This is a genomic window from Alteromonas sp. 5NW40-0090 (genome assembly GCF_057552975.1).
Window position 1 is genome coordinate 50,936 of record NZ_BAAJLT010000010.1, and the last position, 21,155, is coordinate 72,090.

General features: G+C 43.7%; 20 protein-coding genes. 13 read left to right on the plus strand and 7 right to left on the minus strand.

What is annotated here, in order from left to right; translation table 11 throughout:
• Positions 1–5: 5 nt before the first annotated feature.
• The 5 genes from ppnN to AC27KT_RS13525 all read left to right on the plus strand — a co-directional run bounded on the left by ppnN (position 6) and on the right by AC27KT_RS13525 (position 5,470).
• Positions 6–1,367 carry a nucleotide 5'-monophosphate nucleosidase PpnN gene (gene ppnN, locus AC27KT_RS13505; protein WP_487130760.1) on the plus strand — a complete coding sequence of 454 codons (1,362 nt, stop codon included), beginning with the start codon at positions 6–8 and terminating at the stop codon, positions 1,365–1,367.
• 196 nt (positions 1,368–1,563) lie between these two features.
• On the plus strand, positions 1,564–1,938 hold the full coding sequence (locus AC27KT_RS13510) for a DUF3192 domain-containing protein (protein ID WP_269918820.1): 375 nt from the start codon (positions 1,564–1,566) through the stop codon (positions 1,936–1,938).
• Between the two features lie 12 nt (positions 1,939–1,950).
• Positions 1,951–3,561, plus strand: a complete 1,611-nt coding sequence (locus AC27KT_RS13515) for a histidine kinase (protein ID WP_487130763.1) — start codon at positions 1,951–1,953, stop codon at positions 3,559–3,561.
• 258 nt (positions 3,562–3,819) lie between these two features.
• Entirely contained in the window at positions 3,820–4,827 is a 1,008-nt protein-coding gene (locus AC27KT_RS13520) for an isocitrate dehydrogenase (RefSeq protein WP_039223286.1), read from the plus strand.
• A gap of 328 nt (positions 4,828–5,155) precedes the next feature.
• The gene (locus AC27KT_RS13525) at positions 5,156–5,470 is read left to right on the plus strand and encodes a ComEA family DNA-binding protein (protein ID WP_487130765.1); all 315 of its coding nucleotides are present in this window, start codon (positions 5,156–5,158) and stop codon (positions 5,468–5,470) included.
• Between the two features lie 144 nt (positions 5,471–5,614).
• Here the strand turns inward: AC27KT_RS13525 and galU are convergent, their stop codons facing one another.
• From galU to wecA, 4 genes are all read right to left on the minus strand, one after another.
• Positions 5,615–6,508 carry a UTP--glucose-1-phosphate uridylyltransferase GalU gene (gene galU, locus AC27KT_RS13530; RefSeq protein WP_487130767.1) on the minus strand — a complete coding sequence of 298 codons (894 nt, stop codon included), beginning with the start codon at positions 6,506–6,508 and terminating at the stop codon, positions 5,615–5,617.
• Positions 6,509–6,801: 293 nt separating this feature from the next.
• Positions 6,802–7,674, minus strand: coding sequence for a glycosyltransferase family 2 protein (locus AC27KT_RS13535; RefSeq protein ID WP_487130769.1), 873 nt, complete (start codon positions 7,672–7,674; stop codon positions 6,802–6,804).
• Positions 7,671–8,558: a glycosyltransferase gene (locus tag AC27KT_RS13540; RefSeq protein ID WP_487130771.1), complete on the minus strand. Its 888-nt coding sequence runs from the start codon at positions 8,556–8,558 to the stop codon at positions 7,671–7,673. Before AC27KT_RS13540 ends, AC27KT_RS13535 begins: the two co-directional genes overlap by 4 nt.
• Positions 8,559–8,672: 114 nt before the next feature.
• The gene (gene wecA, locus AC27KT_RS13545; RefSeq protein ID WP_487130773.1) at positions 8,673–9,734 is read right to left on the minus strand and encodes a UDP-N-acetylglucosamine--undecaprenyl-phosphate N-acetylglucosaminephosphotransferase; all 1,062 of its coding nucleotides are present in this window, start codon (positions 9,732–9,734) and stop codon (positions 8,673–8,675) included.
• 492 nt (positions 9,735–10,226) lie between these two features.
• Here wecA and AC27KT_RS13550 point away from each other — a divergent pair, with 492 nt between their 5' ends.
• From AC27KT_RS13550 to galE, 8 genes are all read left to right on the plus strand, one after another.
• Positions 10,227–10,625: a hypothetical protein gene (locus AC27KT_RS13550; protein ID WP_487130775.1), complete on the plus strand. Its 399-nt coding sequence runs from the start codon at positions 10,227–10,229 to the stop codon at positions 10,623–10,625.
• Positions 10,626–10,629: 4 nt separating this feature from the next.
• A complete protein-coding gene (locus AC27KT_RS13555) occupies positions 10,630–12,459 on the plus strand; it encodes a polysaccharide biosynthesis/export family protein (RefSeq protein ID WP_487130777.1) in 1,830 nt (609 codons plus the stop codon).
• A 2-nt stretch (positions 12,460–12,461) separates the two neighbouring features.
• Positions 12,462–13,241, plus strand: coding sequence for an ABC transporter permease (locus AC27KT_RS13560; protein WP_487130779.1), 780 nt, complete (start codon positions 12,462–12,464; stop codon positions 13,239–13,241).
• On the plus strand, positions 13,238–13,912 hold the full coding sequence (locus tag AC27KT_RS13565) for an ABC transporter ATP-binding protein (RefSeq protein ID WP_487130781.1): 675 nt from the start codon (positions 13,238–13,240) through the stop codon (positions 13,910–13,912). Before AC27KT_RS13560 ends, AC27KT_RS13565 begins: the two co-directional genes overlap by 4 nt.
• Before the next feature lie 12 nt (positions 13,913–13,924).
• Positions 13,925–15,043 carry a KpsE/RkpR family capsule polysaccharide export protein gene (locus AC27KT_RS13570; protein ID WP_487130783.1) on the plus strand — a complete coding sequence of 373 codons (1,119 nt, stop codon included), beginning with the start codon at positions 13,925–13,927 and terminating at the stop codon, positions 15,041–15,043.
• A 217-nt stretch (positions 15,044–15,260) separates the two neighbouring features.
• Entirely contained in the window at positions 15,261–16,781 is a 1,521-nt protein-coding gene (locus tag AC27KT_RS13575; protein WP_487130785.1) for a peptide MFS transporter, read from the plus strand.
• Positions 16,782–16,880: 99 nt separating this feature from the next.
• Positions 16,881–17,183, plus strand: a complete 303-nt coding sequence (locus AC27KT_RS13580) for a DUF6170 family protein (protein WP_014948522.1) — start codon at positions 16,881–16,883, stop codon at positions 17,181–17,183.
• A complete protein-coding gene (gene galE, locus AC27KT_RS13585) occupies positions 17,180–18,202 on the plus strand; it encodes a UDP-glucose 4-epimerase GalE (protein WP_487130787.1) in 1,023 nt (340 codons plus the stop codon). The genes AC27KT_RS13580 and galE overlap by 4 nt, the downstream gene beginning before the upstream one ends.
• 185 nt (positions 18,203–18,387) lie before the next feature.
• On the opposite strand, the gene AC27KT_RS13590 is transcribed toward galE, so the two are convergent.
• Genes AC27KT_RS13590 through AC27KT_RS13600 form a run of 3 tightly spaced genes read right to left on the minus strand, consistent with a single transcriptional unit; the run spans position 18,388 to position 21,154 of the window.
• On the minus strand, positions 18,388–19,332 hold the full coding sequence (locus AC27KT_RS13590) for an MlaA family lipoprotein (RefSeq protein ID WP_487130789.1): 945 nt from the start codon (positions 19,330–19,332) through the stop codon (positions 18,388–18,390).
• Positions 19,333–19,334: 2 nt separating this feature from the next.
• Positions 19,335–20,666, minus strand: a complete 1,332-nt coding sequence (gene ccmI, locus AC27KT_RS13595; protein WP_487130791.1) for a c-type cytochrome biogenesis protein CcmI — start codon at positions 20,664–20,666, stop codon at positions 19,335–19,337.
• Positions 20,663–21,154, minus strand: a complete 492-nt coding sequence (locus tag AC27KT_RS13600) for a cytochrome c-type biogenesis protein (RefSeq protein WP_487130793.1) — start codon at positions 21,152–21,154, stop codon at positions 20,663–20,665. Before AC27KT_RS13600 ends, ccmI begins: the two co-directional genes overlap by 4 nt.
• Position 21,155: the final 1 nt, after the last annotated feature.

Here is a 21,155-nt window from a genome sequence, read left to right on the forward strand (position 1 = left end):
AAAATATGAAGAAAGTGCAGCTTAACCCTGTTGGCTGGATGAGCCAGCTATCACAAGTAGAAGTTTCTCGCCTTCAAGACGCCACTAACAGCGAGCTCTTTGCTATGTTCAGAAACTGTTGCCTTGCAGTATTGAACAGCGGCGTTGACGAAGACAATTTCGAAGCACTTTTTGCTCCTTATGAAAATTTTGAAATAAAACTCATTCGTCGTGAACGAGGCGTAAAAATAGAACTCGTGAACCCTCCTGAAGTGGCTTTCGTTGACGAAAAACTCGTTCGTGGTGTGCACGAACATCTATTTGCGGTCCTTCGCGACCTACTTTATATGGGTAACAAGTACGCATTTCTTCATCAAACCGCACCGGCTGAAGGTAACGACATCACAGACATGGTGTTTGACATGCTACGCCACGCTAAAGCGCTTGAAGGGAACAATGGCGTAAACACCATTGTCTGCTGGGGCGGCCATTCCATTAATCAAGTTGAGTACAAATACACGAAAGAAGTGGGCTATCAGCTCGGCTTGCGCGACATGAATATTTGCACAGGATGTGGACCTGGCGCGATGAAGGGCCCGATGAAAGGCGCTACCATTGGCCATGCAAAGCAACGCCACAAGACAGGCCGTTACATTGGCATTTCTGAGCCGAGTATTATTGCCGCCGAGCCGCCCAATGCCATTGTCAACGAGCTCATTATCATGCCTGATATTGAAAAGCGTTTAGAGGCGTTTGTAAGACTAGGACATGGCATTATCGTGTTTCCTGGCGGTGTAGGCACTGCCGAAGAATTACTTTATCTACTTGGCATTTTGATGAATGAACGCAATGCGCAGCAACCTTTTCCTTTCATTCTAACAGGGCCTGCTGGTAGCGAAGAATACTTTGAAGCCATAGACACTTTTGTTGGTGCAACACTGGGTCCAGAAGCACAATCAAAATATCAAATCATTGTAGATGACCCAGAAGAAGTAGCACGCACCATGAATAAACACCTTGAAAAAGTGAAGAAATTCAGAGGTGCGATGGGTGACGCATTCAGCTTTAATTGGTCATTAAAAATTGAACAAGACTTTCAACAGCCCTTTATTCCAACGCATGAGAGTATGGCCGACCTTCAACTGCACTTAGATCAAAGTAAAAGTGATCTAGCGGCCAATTTGCGCAAAGCGTTTTCAGGCATTGTTGCGGGTAACGTAAAAGCAGAAGGCATTGCTCAAATCAAAAAACATGGTCCGTTTGAGCTCACCGGTGATAGTACACTGATGGAGAAGGTTGATACGCTACTCGAGTCGTTTGTAAAGCAACATCGAATGAAGCTTCCAGGTAGTGCTTACGAACCTTGCTATGTTGTGAAAAACAGCTAAAAAAAGCCGAATTATTGGCGACGCATTTGCTTACGTTTACTACTTATGTTTAATAGGCATTTTAAGGTACACTTACCAAGAGTGTATTTAAACGAAAAAATGTTACATGCAACGAGCTTCCTTTTTCTAATGCTCATGCTTTTGACATTGATATCCCTCACTAACATTTGAGTATAGAAAACGAGAAGTAACGGTCATGAATACCAAGGTTATTCGTCTAATTTTAGCTGGCGTCGCTTTATATGCGGTGTTTGTTTTTATGGTTATCGCTTTTTATCCCGATAAACCTGAAAATATGGATTGGAAGGACCGTGAAGAATACAACCGCGTTCAAATCACAAAATTGAAGTTAGGTAGTACCCGAGAAGAGGTACTTGCTTTGCTAGGCTCGCCTGATATTACAGAAGCCAAGCGACAAGGTGCTACTGCAATTCAGGTTATGTTTTTTAGAACCCAACATGTGCGGGCGGACGGATTAACAACACAAGATGAGTGCACGCCATTACTTTTCGAAAACGATAAACTTATCGCTTGGGGTGAAGGGGCTTACTCTAGCTACCAAAAAAGTTAAGAAGGATGGAGATTGACCGGCATCATTTCCACACTTAAGCGCCTTATACATGTAGGCGAGGCTGATTTATCGGTCGAGCAGCGTATTAATCATTGGCTAAAAAACGCAAAGCGAATATTAACGTTGGTTAACGCCAATCCAGCGCTAGCTGCAGCCACCCTTCACATCGATAATGACTTGCCTAAAGGCACACAGCAACTTTTATTACTCGCACTATTCGGTAAGTTGTGTCGATTTAACGAGCATTATTTACAGCACGTTCTCGCATCTATGCTCGCCACCCTTTGGCTGGCAGATGGCAACACGCCCCGCGATACGATACCAGATGTACTTCGCTTTTTGCGTAAGCACAATCTGGCTGTTTGGTTAGATACGATAAAGTTACAAAAAGCGTTCCGGAGTGAAAAGCAAAGTCAATATATCGCCGACAACCGGCTCAATTTAGCGCAAAGACTTTGTCTTCTGGCAGGTGTTTTCGCCAATGGAAAGAAGAAAGCTGACTACAAAATAGTGTTCTCACGCGTAGCAGTTCGCCTACCCGCGCACCATAGACATCATTTATCCCATCTCATCCCTCTTTTCAACGGCTTACTTCCCGGCGCAAAAGTTTATGCTGAAGGCGTACCGGGCGCTTTGGTAGATATTCAGCAAAATCATGGATTTGTTTTCATGCTGAGTAAGGATGATGAAGATGGTAAGTGGCTACCTTTATCGTCTATTCGCGCTCCCGTTTCTCTCTCGCTACCTTTTGAACACTTTGTTGCGCTGTACACAGACACGGCCCACGCCAGGGCAAACCAAGGCGGATCACCATTTCTACCGTCCACATTTGCAATACAACACCCACCAAAAGCCCTCATTACTATTATTGATGAGTTGCAGAAGCGAGATGTTGTTATTGATGAGTTGTGTGAAAAGATTCAAAAAGTGCCCACTTTTAATCACTTTTTAATCCACACTGCGAGCCAGGACAACAGATTACAGTTGCCAGTTAAGAGCATAAAACAGGCGGTGCTAACGTATGGTATAGAGCGCGTGGGCGATATGCTCATCCAGTCTGCTCTGTTAGAACGGCTTACGCAAAATCAATTCCCTTTGATGGGAATGTGCAAACAAATCACGCTTCTTGCGTGTTCATTTGCAAGTCATTTTGCTCAAGTTGCAGATTCAAAATTTACGCCACAGTCAGCGGCATTAACAATGACGTTTATTTGCACACCGCTGTTCACACTACCCGGCTTTAAGGTGTCTCAGTCCTTGCCTGTCGACCTAACCAAAACCGTTTCAATCAATAACACATTTAAGGTAAAAACCGACACGACATGGCTCGCAATAGCTTCTGAACTTGCCGGAAGTTGGCATCAGAGCTCGACATGGCGTGCTGTTATACACCAATGCGGGAAGTTGAGCTCTGACGTTCCAAAATCAATCCAAAAAGAACAAGCGATTATGGTGTTAAGCTTTGCACTGGCAAAAGCCTGTTTGTTTGATCAAAATATTTACTCTCTCCTTCAAGATATAAAGGTAAGAACGCTTTTAAATATTCTTGGTATCAAGCGCGAAGATATATCTGCAGCACTCGAATGCAATGGACACTTGCTTTTTTGCCCCCTGGCCGTTTAGCGCTTTTGGACCTTTATCAGCCGCATTACTCCCAGATATCAATATTTATCCCTACCCGCTTCAATTAATCTTTACGAATGGCTATAACTTGCGCCGGCTATCATATAAAATACGGCAACTTTTGCAGTGCTTTACCCTTTTTCCCTACATTTTCCATTATAATAAGTAAGCAGGCAGAATTTGGCGCTTTAAGCGTCACGCTAAAAATTGAATAAACCTAACGATTTTGACAACAGAATTACCAGAGGATCCCTCCACATGACTCAGCAACGTATTACAGTCATTCGCGGTGACGGCATTGGCCCGGACATTATCGATGCAACCACAAAAATTCTAGATAAGGTTGGCTGTGACTTTGCCTATGACTATGCCGATGCGGGCTTAGTTGCACTGGAAGAACATGGCGAGCTACTACCTCAAGAAACATTAGACCTGATCGCTAAAAACAAAGTTGCCCTAAAAGGCCCTTTAACCACCCCCGTTGGTGAAGGCTTCACATCTATCAACGTAAGTCTTCGTAAGCAGTTCAAGCTGTACGCAAACCTTCGTCCAGTAATGTCTTTCAAAGGCACTAAGGCACGTTACGAAGATATCGACATCATTACCGTTCGTGAAAACACGCAGGGTATGTATTCTGGTCTTGGCCAAGTTGTTTCAGAAGACGGTAATGAAGCTGAAGCAATGAGTAAGATTACTCGTGACGGCGCTGAAAAAATCGTAACTTTTGCTTACGAACTTGCCCGTCGCGAAGGCCGCAAGAAAGTCACTGCAGTTCATAAAGCTAACATTCTTAAATCAACTTCAGGCTTATTCCTAAAAGTTGCCCGTGAAGTTGGTGAGCGTTACCCAGACATCGAATCAGCGGAAATGATTGTTGATAACTGTTGTATGCAGCTTGTTATGAATCCGCACCAGTTTGACGTTATTGTTACAACGAATCTTTTCGGTGACATCCTATCTGACCTGTGTGCCGGTCTTGTCGGTGGTCTTGGTATGGCACCTGGCGCGAACATCGGTGAAGATTGTGCAATCTTTGAAGCGGTTCACGGCTCTGCACCAGACATCGCAGGTAAGAACCTAGCTAACCCGACGTCAGTAATCTTGGCCGCGGCACAAATGCTTGAGTACCTAAATATGGGCGATAAAGCAGAGAAAATTCGCGCAGCACTGAAAGATGTGATCGAATCTGGCGACCGCACAACTCGTGACCTTGGTGGTGAGGCTGGTACAACAGAATTCACACAAGCGCTTCTTGACCGCCTATAGGCTTCATATGCGTTAACCCAACCATTAATTCAAAACGGGCTTTTTAGCCCGTTTTTTTATTTATTTCCCCGCTTTTTTTTAATAAAAACTGTACTAAAACTGGACTACCACTTTTTCAACCCGCCTTTATCATCTTATGTGTACACGCTGAAGTACGACGAATTTTGTAACTAGGTGATTAAGTGAGACGTATGCCGTCTCGACTTAGCCTATTTATTGTCAAGAATTAGAAAATCTGTGTGCTTCAGGTACACCTTTTAATCTCAATTAGCTAAATTGCAGCGCCGATAACGTTTATGGCGCGTTTAGCCACATACAAGGAAAGATGATGAAAAAATTAATCTCAGGTTTACTCGTACTATCTGCACTAGCCATTCAAGCGCCAGCGGTTTGTGCTCAAGAGGCGAATAGCGACAATGCTCCGTTTAATCAAGGTACAGACCAGCAACAACGTATCGATTTAAACTCAGCGACCGTAGAGCAATTGATCACCCTACCCGGCGTTGGAAAATCTAAAGCGAAAGCAATTGTTAAATATCGAGAAGAAGTGGGACCGTTTCTTGAAGTTGCTCAGCTAACCCAAGTCAAAGGTATTGGCGAAAAAATGCTTAACAAAATTGAAGGCTATGTACAGGTAAGATAGACGAGATAAAACGAATGAGCGGTACGCTGGCTCCCAGCATAAAAAATGCGCCGTAAAGGCGCATTTTTTATCGTTTTAAGCTATTTGATTGCACTAGACTGTTTTATCTTGATATATAGTGCCGGACAACAAACTCTAATAAAACTATTTTAAAACAGAAGCTAAGTACTCTTTAAATTCGTCGCCTAACGACGGGTGACGTAACGCGTATTCAACGTTAGCTTTCATGTAACCTAACTTACTGCCACAGTCGTGACTCTTACCTTTCATGTAGTAAGCATCAACCTGTTCAAGTTTCATCAATGCATCAATAGCATCAGTCAGCTGAACTTCACCGCCCGCTCCTGGAGGCGTGAACTCTAAAAGATCCCAGACTTTTTCTGACAGAACGTATCGGCCTACCACAGCAAGGTCAGAAGGTGCTTCGTCGCGAGGCGGCTTCTCTACCATCTTGTGTATCTTCGCTGACTCTCCTGGGGCAATAGCCGCGCCGTCTAGATCTGCGATACCGAATTTAGAAATATCTTCGTCTGGCACCTGCTCTACCATAACCTGGCTTACTCGGCTGGTGTTAAATTTGGCCACCATGTCTGCAAGGTTATCCTTCTTAGGATTACTTGCTGCATCATCAATGATTACGTCAGGTAGCACTACCGCAAATGGCGCATCGCCAATTAATGGGCGCGCGCACAACACAGCGTGTCCCAACCCATTAGCAACACCCTGACGAATATGCATGATAGTTACATCTTTAGGGCAGATTGACTGAACTTCTTCTAGCAGTTGGCGTTTAACACGTTTTTCTAGCGTGGCTTCTAGCTCAAAAGAGGTGTCAAAGTGGTTTTCAATGCTGTTTTTACTCGCGTGTGTTACTAGGATAATTTCTTTTAGCCCTGCAGCAACACACTCACTTACTACATATTGAATGAGCGGCTTATCAACCACTGGTAACATCTCTTTAGGGATGGCTTTTGTTGCTGGAAGCATTCTGGTCCCTAGACCTGCTACAGGGATCACCGCTTTTTTAACCTGACTCATTAGTTAATATCCTTCTTAAAATCCTAATTACACGCTCAAGTCGACATCTCGTCGTCATTTCTTCCTTAAGCTGGTTATATTCAATGTTGTTATCAAGAGTAATGCAATCGATGTTCCAATTACCCTTTTAGAGCATTAATGTCTTGAAAATGGGCATTACAGCTTTCAATCACCGTTAAACGCACAAAATTTGGGATAAATAATATCTAATGCACCAAATTAGTGAAAGGGTCACGCGAAAATTTTTCACTGTATCTACTCGTTAACTAGCGACACGTTGCCAAATACCGACGCTATTTTACGAATTTATCGGGTTGGATCGAGCCACTGCGATGTTTGAGACCATCTTTGAGCCCTAAACGCATGTATTTGCCTCTCTCATGTCCCTGACCAAAACAAAATCGATTAACAATGTACCTTACTGGTATTGCACAAACATGACGAAGCTTCCAATAAAGTGGAACATAACGACGTCTTGCTAGAATTAATACATTCCGAAATTGGTAGTAGAGCCTAGTGGGTGCCCCTTGCTTAAAGGTAATTCCACACACCTTGACTCTGTCATCTCCCTGTCGATGAGGCATACAGGCGCTAAGCGACTGATAAATAGTCATGCCCTTGGCTCGTGCACGCCAGCACCATTCGTGATCGACGCCGTCAATAAATAGGCCATTCTCTTTTTCTCCTACTCGGTCAAAAGCGTGGCGAGAAAGAAGCATGCCTGAAGCTATTATTTGTTTTACTTCTTTTAAGCTCTCAGAGATTTTTTTGCCTTTTTGTAAAACACCTTGGTCAACGCAATCTGAAAATTGACAGTAAATAGAAGGACCTATGGCAGCAATGGAAGAGCTTTCCTCCAAAGTTCTATACTGATGCAATAACTCAACGGCAATAGTGGGCGTAAATAGACTATCTTGGTCTAGTAAAAACGCATATTCAACGCCTCTATCAAAAAGCGTTTTCAGGCCAATATTTTGGGCTTTAGCAATGCCCACATTGGTACCACAATGAATGTATTCGAAACGAGGATCACTAAGGCGGTCGTCAGCGCTTGGCGTGTTATCAACGAACACTAAATCCCACTCAGGCGCACTGAAAGCCCTAATGATCTCAGCAACGTGACTAAAATCCGGATTATAGAGTATTACGACAACGCCTGTTTTCAATGCTTACTAAACCTCTCTAGTAAGTGACGGTCGAGTTTATACGCTAGTTTAACAACTTTACCGGGCATTAAACGCAACGACAATACACCGCATGCATAGAAAAAATTATAAGGAGAATATTGCTTTAGCTTGGTTATCGCGTATATTCGCGCTTTGAATTCATTGAGAGACTTGCTCAGTCCCCGGCGCTTATAGAAGTTATTCACTCTCCTAAATTTTAACAAACGGTCCTTTAAATTCCTGAAAATATACCCTTGTGAAGCAAGAGTAATCCAGAAAAAATAGTCTTGAGTGTTAAGTAAGTCACCATTGTATCTGTGCCCATCAAGAAACACATTGTACCGAATAACTACGGTAGGGTGATTGAGAGAACAACGCCTTGGTAATATGCGTATGATCTGCTTGTGAGATGCCGGCATTACACGTGCTCCCACCTTATTGCCGCTTTCGTTGATTTCAGTCAGCGCTGATCCTAATACGGAAATATTACTGTGCTTTTTAAGATAAGTGATTTGACGCAAAAGTCGGTATTCTTCAGAGATATCGTCTGCGTCCATTCGAACAAAAAAGGACGGATTAAACGCTAAACCGAAATCGATGACAGAATTCATACTGCTTGCGAGCCCAATATTGTGGCTATTTTGCCCTAGAACAACCCTCTCATCATTTCTAGCGGCACCTTCAAGCACTTTGATAATTGAGTCTGGCACAGACCCATCAATAACAATAACAAAAAGAAAGTCTGTATAACTTTGGCTAGTTATACTTTCGATAGCCTCTTTGAGCCACCTAGCGTTGTCTGCTTGATAAACCGCCATTGCGACAATCGATTCAACGTGCTTTTTTTTATTTTCGTTGTGAAGAATAGAGAATTGATTTATCAAGAATATTTTTACCAGCCTAAAAGAAACAGAGAAAATAAAAGCGCTCTTACGCGCCTTTATTTAGGAAGGTATGTTACAACTATTTCGCGTAACCTGCTATGGGGCTCACCAAATTTACGTCGAGAACCGCTTGATAAAGCGAAGGACGCTCCATATATGTTGGATTACTAAACTGTAAATAATCAAAAGACCAATAAAGCCATAAAACATTACAGCTTCTGGCACTTGATATACTTCACCTAAAATACCAATCAAGCAGTAACACGCACCAAGGCATAGTATAGCGACCAATGATTTCCTACTACTTAGTCCGGCCCGCATAAATATATTGTGAAGGTGCTGCCTGTCTGGCTTTAACATTGATTGCCCCTTTCGAGCACGGCGATACATAATTGCCGCCATGTCCATTAGAGGGAGCCCTACCAGCCACACCGCCGTTATAGGCCTAAACGCAGCAGTGTCCCCCTGGGTATGATCAACAAGCAGCCACACTATCGTAAGACCAACAAACATGCTACCCGCGTCACCCATGAATATTTTATTTCCTTTGAAACCTTTCCAACTCAAATTAAACGCCAAGAAAGGAACAATTGCGGCAACGATAATAAGCGGCTCCATAATCGACGCGCCATTACCGGTGAATATCAAAAAGCCTGCAACGGTAAGCAATATAACCAAGCTCATACCACCTGCAAGACCATCAATACCGTCGATCATGTTAAATGCGTTGATAACACCAACGACACAAATGATGGTGAAAAAATACCCGCCGAGGTCGAGCAGCACTTCGCCGGTGCCAAAGATGTTGCCTAATGAAGTAATATAATTTTGTGCGCTCCATGCCATGATAGCAGCCACACCAAATTGGCACATAAGGCGCCCTTTAGCACTCAAATCGAAACGGTCGTCAAGCATACCAAGCAAGACGACAAAAGCGGACGCAGTAAAGAAAAGGGGATCATTCTTCATCCATACATCTGTAGCAACACTTGCTACAAGAACAGCCATGAATATCGCTACCCCCCCGGTTAACGGGACGATTCCTGCATGGCGTTTACGCGCGGTAGGTTGGTCAACTAAACCGAACTGATGCGCTAATGGCGTCATCACCACTAAAAGAATTAGGGCTACGAAAAATGCAGTGAAAAGCGGGACGAACTGCAAGTACGCTAGCATAAAACACACAACCTCTCGTCATCGGACAGCGAAACATTTGGATTTTCGAACATAACCAATGCACTTTTAAATTTGTTTATAAAACTCAATGTTGATTCCATTTACATACAACTTCCATTTCTTCCAACGCGGTGAGGGCTTTTTGTTATAACGGTGCGGGTAGAAAACCACCATATGATATAAAACATTTGTTTAAGTAACCACCCCAATCAAAAAAAATAACGTTTCAAAAAAATTTCTTACAATGCATTTAGAACCCGTCTCAACGCGCCAAACTGCCTTTGGCATTTTGAATAATCCTTAATGTTCACTTAACGAACTGCAACGCCCTTTAATCCGATGAATAGTTAAATTTTTCAACACTTTTGAACTTGCCAGTAAAAAAGCGGTCTTTTTGCTTCGCCAGACCCTAGCGCTAAAGCGATAGCAAACATGCTTTTTTTAAAACTTATGTTATCCTAGCGCCAAATTGCTATATGGATATGAAAGCTAATGTTCAAACAATTCAAACGTTTTATACTGCCGTTCGCACTAATAGTGGGCGCAACAGGGTGCACTAACTCACCTACAGTTACTGAAGCTGACATCCCTTTGGTGCACTCTTCCCTTGCATATTCTTTAGCGCCGGACAAAGAGCTTGCAATAAATATTCCAAAAGCCAATATCTATTTTGATACAAAGGAATCTTTTACGATACGCTTTGATGGTTACGATTACGAAGCATCTAAGCACTATATTTCAGCTACCGGCAATAAATGTATCCGCTTTTCTTTACAAGATAGTGGCTCGGTTCGAAATGGAGCACAGCGCAAATTAACAACTTGCCAGCGGGATGGACAGTGGAGAGTCGTATCTCCTCTCGTTGTTTCAGCGACCGTGCTAGGTGAATAAACCAATGAAGTTTATGGATATGAAAAACACAACAAAAGCGCTGTCAAAAATAGCATGTACAGCAGTCATTGGCAGCATGATGTTACAATCGGTTTTTGCTCAAAGCATGGAGCAACTGCAGCAGCTACGAGAAAGAGCTCAGCAATCTCAAAGCGGCATTTCGACTCAGTCGGTATCTCCTTTGAGCGTATCAACACAGCGAACGTTACCAGGCGCATCAAGCTCGGCAAACACGATGGGGCAATTCTCAACCCAACCAAGAAATGGGGTTAACCTCCCTGGTGAACCCACAATTGACACCGTGTTTCCAGCACAAGCGCCTATGGAGAACCCGCCATTTGCTGCAAACCTCTTTATTGGTGGTTTCGAATCCGAACGCAGTTCAGGGTTAAACGACAATTACTTAGTAGCACCTGGCGACAAAATAAGTATTTGGCTTTGGGGCGCAGTGAATTTTTCAGACGTAGTAACCGTTGACAACCAAGGCAATATTTTTATTCCTAATATCGGTCCTATTCGAGTAGCAAACACACCGGCAGGCACGGTAAACCAAACAGTTACAGCGAAAATTAGGCAGGTGTATACCAACGATGTGAATGTTTACGTAAACCTTCTTACATCGACCCCAGTCTCTGTATTTGTATCAGGACCAGTTTTGCGCCCCGGTCAATACGCCGGCCTTGCTTCAGATAGCGTACTTTATTATCTAAAACGTGCAGGCGGTATCGACTTCCAGCGCGGCAGTTTTAGGCAAATAGATGTCGTTCGCAACGGCAAGACAGTAGCCACTGCAGACTTGTATGCTTTTTTTAGAAGTGGAAAGCTTCCAGCTGTATCCTTCAAAGACGGCGACACTATTTTAGTGCACCCAATCGGTAACACTATTGTGGTTGAAACTGGAGCCCGTAATAGCTTTACCTTTGAATTTCTAAATGAAGAATTAAATGGCGGCGTAGTTAACTACTTTGCACGCCCCGGTGAATTCGCTTCTCATGCTTCAGTATCGGGTGTTCGCAATAATAAACAGTTCGCACGTTACTTAGATTTAAAAGCGTTCGCTTCTTTAGAACTAAGCGCGGGCGATACGGTAGAGTACATTGCAGATCACGAACCGCAAATATATCGCATCAATGTTGCAGGAGCCTTCGCGGGCGCATCACAAATTATGGTTGATAAAGGTGCGCGCTTGCTTGACGTGCTTGACCATATCGAAGCTGATACCACGCTCTCTGATACACAAAATATTTATCTACTTAGAGAAAGTGTGGCCGTAAAACAAAAGGAAATCATCGAAGAAGGCCTGCAGCGTCTTGAGAGAAGCATGTATACCGCACCGATAAGCTCAACTGGTGAAGGCGCTATCCGTGCTCAAGAAGCGCAACTCGTTGCGGACTTTATTGCTCGTGCAAGGAGAGTGGAGCCCCAAGGCCGTGTTGTTGTATCTGAAAATGGCGACATAGCTAATATTTTGCTTGAACCGAACGACACTATCGTCATTCCTGAAGTGACTGACTTGATTCACGTTGGCGGAGAAGTATTGCTGCCTCAGTCTGTAGTGTTTAACCCAGATGCAACTACCGAGGACTACGTTGCATGGGCTGGCGGTTTCACTGAACGCGCTGAAGACGAACGTATTCTTATTGTTCGCAAAAACGGTAACGTTACTTTTTCAAGCGTGAACGACTCGTTCCTTTCAAGTGACGAAAGCAAGCTTGAGCCAGGGGATCAGATTATCGTTCTGCCTGCAATAGATACCAAGGTACTGCAAGCTGTTAAAGACATTACTCAAATCGTTTACCAAATTGCTATTGCAGCTAACGTCGCTACTAACTAAACATGGTAACTTTTAAAGATCAGCTCTATGCATGGAGAGGCGTGATATTCGCGCTTTTCCTGCGTGAGCTTCAAAGTAAATTTAACGATAAATTTGGCTTGGGCTGGGCGTTTCTCGAACCTTTTGCGTTTATTTTTGCGCTTTCATACCTGCGCGGACTGATCAGTGGCGATGATATCCACTCGATTCCTCTATTTCTGTTTATGATGATTGGTATGGTCGGCCTGCAGTCTTTAACTACGTGCCTACAATCAGTCTCAACATCTGTGCGAAGAAATAAGCCGCTTTATGCGTTCAGACAAGTTCAACCTATTTCAGCAATCCTTACCGCAGGCTTCCTCGAGTTCTCTGTTAAGGTCGTTGTAGTCGCTTTGCTGAGCCTCGCACTTTATTTAATGAACGAAACGTTTACGGTAAATGACCCACTACTTCTAATATTCCTGTTTCTACTTTTATGGGTATTTTCGATATCCATCGGGATGATTTTTGCTATCGCTGCCGCATTCGTACCGGAAGTGGATAAGATAAAATCAATGCTTACTCGCCCACTGATGTTTATTTCATGCGTTTTTTTCAGCCTTCAAGACTTACCCGAAGAATATTGGCCGTATCTGACATGGAATCCGCTCGTTCATTTCAATGAGCTCGCTCGCTATGCATGCTTCGAGTCTTACGGGACAAAAGGCGTTTCATTAAATTTTGTCATTGAAATTACTATTGCGTTCTTATTTCTAAGCCTTGCGATGTACCACATCACGTGGAAGAAGGTGCTTTCTCGATGATTAAAATTGAAAATTTAACCAAGAGCTATCCCAGCAAAATGGGACCTCAGTATATTTTTAAAAATCTAAACTTTGATTTCCCCACAGAGAATAACGTCGCGATTTTAGGAAAAAATGGGGCGGGTAAGTCCACGCTATTTCGGATACTAGCCAAAAGCGAATACCCTGACAGAGGTCGTGTTTTAACCAACAAATCTATGTCTTGGCCAGTGGCTCTGCAAACAGGTGTTCACCCCCAAATGACCGGCCGTGAAAATACGCGTTTCGTGGGAAGAATTAATAACGTCAAGTCGCTCCCAGAATACGAAGAAAAAGTGCAAGAGTTTGCCGAGTTAGGTAAACGCTTCGACCTTCCCGTGCGCACGTATTCCTCAGGTATGCGCGCCAAACTGGTGTTTGCGTGCTGCATGAATATTAATTTCGATATTTATCTTATCGATGAAGCGACATCAGTAGGCGATCCGCTTTTCAGAAAAAAAGCGCGTTTATCACTTAAGGAAAAAAGTGAGCAGGCCGGCGTTATTATGGTTAGTCACGAACTCGACCAAATTCGCGAATTCTGTACGTCTGCCGTTATCATTGATGAAGGCAAGCTTACTTACTATCACGATCTCGAAGAAGGCATCGACGTTTATACGCAGGATGCAGACAATAAGAAATCACTTAAATAGGTTCAAATCACAGTGGAAAAATCTCTTACACAGCTCAATGCCCTTCTCAGCAAACACAAAATGCTGTTACTTGTTCTTCCATGGGTGCTTTACGCCCTATACCTTGTTTTATGGGCTGCGCCACAATATGAAAGTAAAAGCCAGCTTATTGTAAAATCAAGCGATGGCGGCAGTAGCTTCGACCCCTCATCTCTCTTGATGGCAGCTGGTGTTTCTGGTGCATCAGGCGGCACGGAAAGTCAGCTTGTAGAAGCGTATATTCAGTCTGCAGATATGATTAAGTATCTCGATGAAACTATTGGCCTTCGAGACCATTACATGTCAGACAAAGCCGATATGTTTAGTGGTTTGCCGTCTTCACATAAGCAAGAAGATTTTTATCAGTTTTACCTCAACCATATTGAAGTTAGCGTTGACTCAGCATCTTCTGTAATTAGTTTGCGAACCCGCGCTTTCGACGCTGAATACGCCCAAATAATCAACCAAGCTATTGTTGATAAAGCGGAAGAGTTTATTAATAACATCAACAATAACTTGGCCAAATCGAAGCTCACTTTTGCTAAAGGTGAACATGAGATTGTTGAGCAAAAACTTCAACAAGCAAAAACAGAAATTCTGGGGTTTCAGTCTAAATACAACGTGCTAGACCCTACTGCTGAAGGTGCAGCGTTTCAGCAGATTGCTTTTTCACTAGAGGCAACCCTTGCCCAGAAAAAAGCTGAGCTAAGCACCATGTCTACCATGATGTCTAACGTCGCACCAGAAGTGATTAACATTAAGCGTGAAATAGCCGCACTACAGAAAGAAGTAGAAAAGCAGAAGGAGCGCATTAGTACTGCTGAAGGAGAAAGTGAAGCCCTGTCAGTGAGTGAACTTATGGCGCAATACAGTAACCTTCAGGTTCAGCTTCAATTAGCTATTCAAGCGTACTCGTCATCGCTTATTACACTAGAAAACGCGCGCGTAGAGGCATACCAAAAACTGCAACACTTGGTAACCGTAGAATCACCTACCCTTCCTGATGATAATGCTTACCCCACGGTTATCTACAACCTTGTTCTTTTCGGTGTCTCATTGTTACTTATATACGGCATCGTAAGAATTGTAGTAGCTACTATCCGCGAACTTTAGTACCTTTTTCAGCCCATCGAGCCAACAATTCAATCGACTAAGTCGTTCAAGACTTAGTCGATTGACACCGCTTTAATGAAGTTTGTCGCCCAAATCTTGTGTCTTTAAGCAAGCTCTAGTATAAGAAGCTATCCGCCTTACGGACGACTATCAAAGAGCCTATCTTATAAGTGCTCTACAATAACAACCATAAGCAATATGGAATTAAAATATAATTATGAAATCATCTAACGATACTAGCTTTTTTGGCCATCCAGGGGGCCTAAGAACGCTATTCTTTACAGAAATGTGGGAGCGCATGAGTTATTACGGTATGCGCGCACTACTTGTTCTTTTCATGACAGCAAGCTTACAAACCCAAGGGTTAGGTTTTACTGTTGCAACCGCTGGCGCTATTTACGGCCTTTATACAGGTGCGGTATATTTTCTAGGTCTACCGGGTGGATGGTTGGCTGACCGCCTAATTGGTGGTAAGAACGCCGTGTGGTACGGTGGTATTATCATCTTCGCAGGCCACGTGGTACTGGCCATAGACTTGCAAAACCTCTTCTTTGTTGGCCTTATTCTTGTTGCTTCAGGTACTGGCTTACTTAAACCTAACATCTCAGCAATGGTTGGCCAGCAATATGGCGACGACGACGGCCGTCGTGACAGTGGCTATGCGCTGTATTACATGGGCATTAACATAGGTTCACTCATCGCCTACCTAGTTACCGGTTATTTACAGGAAAACTGGGGCTGGCACTACGCATTTGGTGCAGCTGCCATTGGTATGGCAATTGGTCTAGTTCAATATTACTTTAGCAACCGTTCGTTATCGTCCGATTCTGTTGCTCCTGCAAACCCGTATCAAGGTGTCGCTAAACAGCGCGCTTGGATGGGCGTTTGGGCTGTGGTTGCCCTTGCTGTTGTGGTTATTGTGCTTGCGCACATGGGCACTATTGTTATTGAGCCAGTTGCCCTTGCTCAACAAGTTGCTGTTGTATTTACCGCCATCTTCTTCCTTTACTTCGGTTTTATTTATTTCAAAGGTCAATTAAGCGACAACGAAAAGAAGCGCATGTGGGCGCTGTTCTTAGTATGTGTTGCTTCAGCGTGTTTCTGGTCTGGTTTTGAGCAAGCGGGGTCTTCGTTAAACCTATTCGCACAGAACTATACAGACCGCGTACTTGAAAGCGGTTCGCTTATCACTTCTCTATTCGGAATGGATGCAATTCCAACAGTATGGTTCCAGCTTTCAAACTCGCTATTTATCATTATTTTGTCACCCTTCTTCGCTGCACTTTGGATTAACCTTGCTAAGAGAATGATTGACCCGTCGTACACCATTAAGTGTGCCATTGGTATCGTAATTATGGCGTCTGGCTTCTTGGTAATGTTTATGGCGTCTCAATATGCTGCACAAGGTCTTAAAGTTGCGCCTATGTGGCTTGTTACTACTTACTTCTTACACACTGTTGGTGAGCTTTGCCTAAGCCCTGTTGCACTAAGTGCGGTAAGTAAGCTATCGCCTAAGCGTTTCGCAGGGCAAATGATGGGGGTATTCGTACTGACTTACTCCATCGGTAACATCATTGCTGGCTTACTTTCAGGCAACTTCGACCCTGAAAACGTAGAGCAAATGCCAGACCTGTATCTTCAAATTGCCCTATTTAGCATTGCCATTGCTATTGTGATTGGTTTAATGAGCTTTAAATCTCGTTTCTGGGAAAAAGCGGGTATTGAAGAAAAAGCGTAATTTATTGTTAGCATGTTTTAAGTGCTGACCAATTACCCTACAATAACCGCCGCAACGTAACGTTTCGGCGGTTTTTTATTAAGGGCTTTTCATAAACCTATGAAGTTTTATTTTTCTACCAGAGACATTCCTGCCTTAAAAGGTCTTCCACTGACAGAGCGCGTTAAGTTGCTTGACCAAGCGTCAAAGCGGCTATCTGTCCCAGAGAAGACTTTACTGAATGTGCTAAAGTTACTCGTCATTGTCCCGGTATTCGCATTTATTCTTCAAACCGCGTCAAATTGGACCTCGTTACTGTGGGCTTTTGTGGTATTTTTAATTTATCCATTGGTTATAAAACCTATTCAATATTCCATCTGCGCTAAATACATTGCGCAACCGTCTAGCAAGGAGAATGCATGAAGACCATCTTAGTCACTGGTGGTGCAGGCTATATAGGTAGTCACACAGTTTTACAGTTACTTGAACAAAACTACGGTGTTGTAGTGCTGGATAACCTTGCAAATGCAAGTGCTGAATCACTTCGTCGTGTAGAAGCGTTAACAGGCAAGTCGGTTACGTTTGTGCAGGGCGACATTCGCGATACCGCCGTGTTAGATGACATATTCAGCGAGCATAACATTTATGCAGTTATTCACTTTGCGGGTTTAAAAGCCGTTGGCGAGTCTGTGCAAAAGCCCCTTTCATACTATGAAAACAACGTGTACGGCACGCTGACGCTTTGTAAAGCTATGCAGAAGCACGATGTAAAGAATATTGTGTTTAGCTCATCTGCAACGGTTTACGGCGATCCTGCATCGCTACCGCTACGTGAAGATATGGCCACAGGCCACCCGACAAACCCTTATGGTATGTCGAAGCTTATGGTTGAGCATATGCTTAGCGATCTTTACGTATCGGACAACGAGTGGAACATTGTATTGCTTCGCTACTTCAATCCCGTTGGCGCACACGAATCTGGCCAGATCGGTGAAGATCCGAACGGTATTCCGAACAACTTAATGCCTTATATCTCTCAGGTTGCTACCGGTAAGCTAGAGCAGCTAAGCGTGTTCGGTGACGACTACGATACCGTTGATGGCACAGGCGTTCGCGACTATATCCATGTTGTTGACCTTGCCAATGGTCACTTGAAAGCACTTGATCGTTTAAACCTTAACATGGGCTTAGACAAATACAATCTGGGTACAGGTCAGGGCTATTCAGTCATCGAAATGATCAAAGCTTTCGAAAAAGGCTCGGGTAAAACCGTATCCTATAAGATTGCACCGCGTAGAAGCGGCGATGTGGCAGCCTGTTATGCCGACCCAACAAAAGCTGCTACAGAGCTTAACTGGCATGCAGAAAAAGGCTTGGAAGACATGTGTGCCGACACATGGAACTGGCAGTCACAAAACCCGATGGGCTATCCAAAGGATTAGCTTGTCGTTTGAACGCTGCCAATAGGCTTGTTCACATACCTAGAACTAAAAAGCCATGCTGTTGAGCATGGCTTTTTTTGTGCGGGCATTTATAGCTAGAGTGACGTTGAAGTTGAGGTTAGATAATAATAACTAAACCCTGCCCCCGAACTTTATCCAACGTCGTTTTATTTATTACTCTTTTTCTATTTACCGTCTTTCGACTTGGCGTCTTTTTCTTTTAGCTTAGCTTTCTCACTGCCATCAACTGATGTATCTTCTGAATCTGTAGGCTCATCAACACTTTCTTCCGACGTTTCTTCATAGCTATCAAAGTCATTGCCTTCCAACATTGCTTCAAAATCAGCAAAGTCATCTAGCTGCTCATCATCAATGGCTTTATCGCCGCTTTTACCGTCAGTAACGCGAAATTCTAGATTCTCAAAATAAGCATTTTTAACGAACGCATAATCGTCCACCGACTGCTCTAGCTGCGCCTCTTGGTCAAGTAATTGGGCTCTTGTTTCAAGTACCGAAATACCAATACGCGCTAAGTTTACAGACCCTTCGAGTAACGACATTGGAAACGCAAAACCGTCAACATAATCACCGGTGAAGCTTCGCGGATCGCTTGGGCCTAAAAAGGGCAGCATTAAGAAAGGCCCAGTATCTAAGCCCCACACAGCCAGAGTTTCACCAAACTGCTCGCGTTTACGCTCAATACCAATTTTTGACGCGACATCAAACGTGCCAACTAACCCTACTGTGGTGTTAATTAAAAAACGAGCCAAGCTATCTAAGCCATCATCAACCTTGCCTTGAAACATATTATTCAAAAAGTTCGCAGGCTCTTGTAGGTTGTCCGTGATGTTCACCAAACCAGTTCGCGCAGGCTGAGGCATTACCGTCACGTAGGTAACCGTTATTGGGCGCAAGATATAGGCATCCAACACATCCCAGTTAAAATCCCAGATTTCACGATTAACTGGCTCTAATGGGTCACGGGGGTCTGAAGTATCCACTACAGCCTGGTTCGACCCAGCGTCTTGAGAATACGCTTGAGCCTGATCTTGAGTATGGTTACTCGCACAGCCACCTAAAAGACTTGCGGCAATAATCAACCCGGCTGCGAGTGATTTAGACAGTTCCATACTTATAATTCCTTATCAATAATAACGCTTAGTGAAGATATTTCGTTGGCAGTAACGCTTGCGCTCACACTACCTTGCCATTCGCCTTTTGAAACTGCCACATTACCATCTTTGGATAGTCTTGCGGTAACCATCACATCAGAAAGCGTGGCTAGCGTGAATTGTGGCATCATTGCGTTCTCTGTGGTTAGAGTAACGGAAACGGGAAAGTCATCTATGGGCAGTTTAACTACAGCAGCGGGCATTTTGTTGTCAGAGTTTGCGTCTTGAGCGAACACTATCAAGAAACCATCTTTAGGCGCTTTTATGTAAGCGTCGTCAGATAAATTCACCGTAATATTAAAGCCGGTTTGTGCTTCGCTGCTATCACTTTGAGCTTCGCTACTAGTATTTTTCGCTTCGCTACTGGCATTTTGCGCTGTTGGTGTATCAGTAATTTCAGCACCTGTATTTTGTAGCGCTGCCATTTCACTGGTATTCCCTTGTAGCTCTTTTATACGCGCCACTAAACGTTGCGCCATATCGCTATCAGCTGGCAACTTACCTTCAACTTGCTTATAAAAACGCTGGGTATTTTCAAGGTCGCCAAGTTGAGCAGAGACCACCGCCATCATCAGCGCAAGATTATCATTCTCTGGATTGTCGTTAAGCAAGCCCAATAAGATAGATTGTGCTCGTTCTAAGTTGTTTACATCCCCTGTGGTCATCAAGGCTTGCGCGAGCGTAATGCGATTAGCAGAATTAGACGGCGCCAAACTTACCGCTTTATCAATAGCTTCAATGGCCTGTACTTCTTGACCAATACTCAGCATCAATCTGCCAAAATACATCCATCCCGTGTCATCTTCGGGCTCTCCTCTCAAACGCTGGCGTATAGCAAGAGCAAGGCTAGCAATGTCTTGTTGGGTCAGGTTGTTCGCATTACCGCTGGCAAGCTGTTGACTCAATTCGGGCAACGCTTCAATGGCTTGGCTCGCCTGGGTAACACGACCCATTTGGTTTACCTGCGCATATACAATCACTCCGCAGGCTATCGCAAGCACGGCGCCAATCGCGAGCGGAAGTTTTGCATTACCCGTTTTATGAGATTGAAATGCGCTTTCATCTACCAGCGCTAGTTTTAGTTCGTCAACGGCTTGTCGTTTGTCATGCTCACTAATGAGCCCTTCTTGCACTTCACGATCAAGTTCAGCAAGGCGCTGCTTAACAATTTGCGTATTGCTTAAACTGTCTTGTTTTGCGTGATTTTTATTACGCAGCCATGGGAAAGCGACAATTAGTAGAACAAGCGTAATTAAGCCTGAAACAATAATATAAAACTCAGACCAACTCATTCTTTCTCTCGCTCCAACATTTCATCTGCTTTAGCTAACTTAGCGGCCATATCCTCTGGTGGTGTTACCGATTTGCGTCGAATCACCAAAATTAGGGCAATAAAAATAAACAAAACAGGGCCAGCCCAAAGCCACAAGGTCGCAGCCGTAACCGGCGGTTGATAATGTACAAAATCGCCATAGCGTGACTTCATAAAATCAATCACTTCTTGCTCTGTTTTGCCTTGCTTTAGTAACGCGTACACTTTTCGGCGCATGTCATGGGCAATCATGGCGTCGCTATCAGCAATATTCTGGTTTTGACACATAGGACATCGTAATTCAGCGGTAAGCTTTAAAAAGCTTTCACGCTGAGCTGGCGTGTCGAAAGAAAACTTATCTTCAACCGCACTTACTGAAAAAGCGCTAAGCATAAACAGCAGCGTAAAAACGCTTAGCATAGTGGCTTTAAAGAACGCGAGACCGTGGGAGGAAGTGTCCGATAACATA